This window comes from Facklamia sp. P12945 (genome assembly GCF_050409485.1).
In the GTDB taxonomy this organism is placed as follows: Bacteria; Bacillota; Bacilli; order Lactobacillales; family Aerococcaceae; genus Facklamia.
Genome location: NZ_JBNUPJ010000045.1, coordinates 1 through 2,381 on the forward strand (window position 1 = coordinate 1; position 2,381 = coordinate 2,381).

Below are 2,381 nucleotides of genomic sequence, written 5' to 3' on the forward strand. Positions count from 1 at the left end.
TACCGTAAAAGGACGTTTCATGACCTTTTTTACTTTTACACAATTATATGGACTTTATCCATAACTATAAGGGAGTGATTAATGATGAAAGTAAAGTCCTTTTTCAACCGACTTGTTGTGCTGCTCTTCGCTGTATCCATGCTATCACCTATTAAGACACATGCTCAGATTAATAATTATTTTGAAGATTTTATGACTGAAGCTAAACCTAGTCGAAAAACTGCTACAGAATTGTTTGAGGAAATTAAAATCGCCAATGAGAAAGTCACTTCCGTAACAGAAAATATAAGTCTTTATTCTATAGTCGAAACAGAGGACGAATATACTTTTTCACAACAGTGGGCACTGCTCGACCTACTTTTTGATCAAGTTCAAGCGATTAAAGCGGCTATCCTTTATTTTGAAACTGAAGAAAATGATCAATTCTACTTTGAAGAGACCTTCTTGCCTTCAGATGAAAAAGCAGTATTAGTTCGTTCCTCTAAAAATGATCAATGGGTCAATCAAATGCAAGATTCCTCTGATGGAATAGAATATTTTGCTAACCCTAACTACCACTTATTAATGGATTCACTAGTAAATATTTCAGATGGCTTGCAAGTGTTTGAGAACGAAACCCATTATATTTTTTTAAACAATGGTCAAGACATAAACCTTTTTGATGAATTTCAACCACACTTTGATTTGTATGTAAACGGAATTGACTCAAAAAATTTCACAACTGATATTATGGTCAGCTTTGATAAAGAAACTTTATTACTAAAAGAATTTTCTTACATTTCATATTATGATAAAAATAACGAATACTTAGAAATTAGTGTGAACACTATCATGGAAAGCTGGAATGAATATCACGAAGATATGTTTAAAAAAAGAAGTCATAGATAATACTTTTGACCTTGAACAAGAATTAGAAGAAATAAGAGATTCAATGAATCTAGATGATATGGAATTATAAATTTTTAAAGAGGCCAAGCAAATGTGCTTAGGCTCTTTAAATTTAATTGGGAATTTAATCTTTTTGGTTCAACCAAGCTCTTAAAACATTAATGTATTTTTCCGTTTCATCAATGTAACACATATGTCGACTATACTGGAACAACTCCCATTCAGCATTGGGTAGATTATCATACAAAGTTTTAGCAATGTATGGAGAAGAAAGATCCATAGCCCCACTGATCACTAAGGATGGTTGTACGATTTCCCTTAAGTGCTCCGTATATTCAAAGCCAGACAAAGTCCCAGTCGGCGTAAATTCATTAGGCCCCCAACCCACTAGATAAGCTTCTGAACCAGCTGCCTTTTCTCTTTTTAGGCAAGCAGGTGAATCTTCAGTGACTGGACCACAACAATATCTTTCCATAAAGACATTAAGTGCTTCAAGGTATTCCGGTGATTGGTAATTGCCGCTTTCTTCAGCCATTAATATCGCTTGACGATAGACTTCTGGCATTAGATTCACTCGGCGCATCCCTTCTTGGCGCCAAAGCTTGGCGGATGAAAGCGTTGATGAAAAAATATAAGATTTTATCCCCTCTGGTTGTTCTTCAATCTGATATATTTGCTGCAGCATCCCACCCCAAGATTGTCCTAAAATATGAACTTGGTCTAATTTTAAATAATTTCTTAAAGCAATTAATTCTTCTTTCCATACCTGTGCGGTAAATAATTCAGGATGCCCTTCAACCATCGATAAACCACAACCAATTTGATCATACATAACCAATGGGCGATCATCCAATTCAGCAAGTGGGTCTAAAACTTCCAAGTAATTGTGAGTAGATCCCGGCCCCCCATGGAGTAAGAGTAGAGGGGGTTTGCTACCTGCTTGATTTACAACGCGGTAATAGGTTTCATGCCCTTTGAAAGGCATCTTTCCTTCAATAATCTTCATAATCTTGCCTCCTTTTATTGTTCTCTTTCTATTATTACCTAAATAAACTGTCCCTGCCACTTTCGTTTCACTCTTTTTAGCGCAAGGTTAATAAATGATGATAAAATAATAATAATAATTCGTTTAGGGGGATATAAAATGGATAAGATTGAGCATTTTATCGAAATGGAAACAAACTATTTAGCCGTTGACCAATCTGTTAATCAATTAATGGAACAACTCGATGCGTTCCAAGGCCAAATCGAAAAAATAGCAAAACTCATCGATTATTATGGTAGTCAAGAATGGTATGAGCATCTTGAAATGGAAAAAAGAGAATTGTTACCGAGTGATTCTACACGAGCTATTCTCGGCGAAGATTATGCTTATGAAACATTGGGAAATCTCAGACAATGCGCGCTTCAAATGTTAGAAATCAGTACGGAGATTTTTAAAATGGTTCTATAATTTATAGGGTTGATGGCCGAAGGCCTCAACTCTATTTTTT

General features: G+C 35.3%; 3 protein-coding genes. 2 read left to right on the forward strand and 1 reads right to left on the reverse strand.

Annotated features, from left to right (window positions below; genetic code table 11):
• The first annotated feature begins 81 nt into the window (after window positions 1-81).
• On the forward strand, window positions 82-888 hold the full coding sequence (locus tag ACQV2X_RS08595) for a hypothetical protein (RefSeq protein WP_428874596.1): 807 nt from the start codon (window positions 82-84) through the stop codon (window positions 886-888).
• A 124-nt stretch (window positions 889-1,012) separates the two neighbouring features.
• Here ACQV2X_RS08595 and pepI read toward each other — a convergent pair whose 3' ends face one another.
• Window positions 1,013-1,894 (reverse strand): proline iminopeptidase, encoded by an 882-nt coding sequence (gene pepI, locus ACQV2X_RS08600; protein ID WP_428874597.1) that lies wholly within the window; start codon window positions 1,892-1,894, stop codon window positions 1,013-1,015.
• Between the two features lie 138 nt (window positions 1,895-2,032).
• Here pepI and ACQV2X_RS08605 point away from each other — a divergent pair, with 138 nt between their 5' ends.
• Window positions 2,033-2,341: a DUF4298 domain-containing protein gene (locus ACQV2X_RS08605; protein ID WP_428874598.1), complete on the forward strand. Its 309-nt coding sequence runs from the start codon at window positions 2,033-2,035 to the stop codon at window positions 2,339-2,341.
• Window positions 2,342-2,381 lie beyond the last annotated feature (40 nt).

What these genes read in the sequence shown, in the direction of transcription:
- ACQV2X_RS08595 (WP_428874596.1), top strand. Translation starts at nt 82, where the DNA reads ATGATGAAAGTAAAGTCCTTTTTCAACCGACTTGTTGTGCTGCTCTTC.
- pepI (WP_428874597.1), bottom strand. Translation starts at nt 1,894, where the DNA reads ATGAAGATTATTGAAGGAAAGATGCCTTTCAAAGGGCATGAAACCTAT.
- ACQV2X_RS08605 (WP_428874598.1), top strand. Translation starts at nt 2,033, where the DNA reads ATGGATAAGATTGAGCATTTTATCGAAATGGAAACAAACTATTTAGCC.